This is a genomic window from Streptomyces regalis (assembly GCF_001509475.1).
In the GTDB taxonomy this organism is placed as follows: domain Bacteria; phylum Actinomycetota; class Actinomycetes; order Streptomycetales; family Streptomycetaceae; genus Streptomyces; species Streptomyces regalis.
This window is the reverse complement of sequence record NZ_LLZG01000225.1, coordinates 1-735: the sequence shown is the minus strand read 5'-3', so window position 1 is coordinate 735 and position 735 is coordinate 1. Positions and strand designations below refer to the sequence as shown.

The window sequence follows — 735 nt, the reverse complement described above, 5'->3', positions numbered from 1 at the left end:
CGTTGCGGAGGGGCGGGTCGGCTACGGGCCGATCTATGTGAGCCATTGACCGGTGGTGCGCGGCGTCAGCCCCAGAAGCTGCTGGGCGCTGTTGTGCGCGCTGATGATCTTTCCGGCACGATGGCGAGGCCCTCGTACAGTGCGGTGACCGCAGCCGCTCCCGCGTCTCCGGCGGCGTAGACGGAGCGGGCCGGTGCGCCGGCGGCGGCACCGGGTGAGGTGTCATCGGGTGTGCGGGTCCGGCAGGGTGATGGGCCGGCCCGGGGTGGGCCAGTGCAGCGGGGGCCGCATCGAGAACGTCGATACGGCCGCCGCTGCCGTGACGAGGTTCCGTCGCCCGACGGTGATGCCGGGATGACGAGAATCAGACGCCGTAGGGGTTGTCGATGATGTAGACCCAGTCCCCCTCGGTCGTCCTCCTCATCACCTCGACCGCCTTTCCTTCCACGGTGCCGCTCTCGCTCGTGATCCGCCAGGACGGCTGGACCATCGCCAGGTCGCCGTTCTGATGGACCGACGTGGCCTTCACCTCCATGGTGCTGGGCGAGGCGAGGTAGGGCTTCAGCGCTTCCTTGATGCTTTCCCTGCCGTAGACCGGCTGCTGTCCCGGTCCCGGTACGAACATGGCGTGTTCGTCGAACAGGGAACCCAGTCCGTCGAGGTCCTGGTCCTTGAGGTACTGGGCGAAGCGCTCGTGCACGACTTCCGGTGTCATGTTCTTTCCTTTTCTTTTCT

Annotated in this window: 1 protein-coding gene; it reads right to left on the bottom strand. The window is 66.8% G+C overall.

Going from position 1 to position 735, the window contains the following annotated elements:
* Nucleotides 1-364: 364 nt before the first annotated feature.
* The gene (locus tag ADL12_RS23030) at nt 365-715 is read right to left on the bottom strand and encodes a YybH family protein (protein ID WP_063806713.1); all 351 of its coding nucleotides are present in this window, start codon (nt 713-715) and stop codon (nt 365-367) included.
* Between the last annotated feature and the right edge of the window lie 20 nt (nt 716-735).

Bases quoted from the DNA above. Each gene is read 5' to 3' on its own strand.
- ADL12_RS23030 (WP_063806713.1), bottom strand. From the start codon at position 715: ATGACACCGGAAGTCGTGCACGAGCGCTTCGCCCAGTACCTCAAGGAC.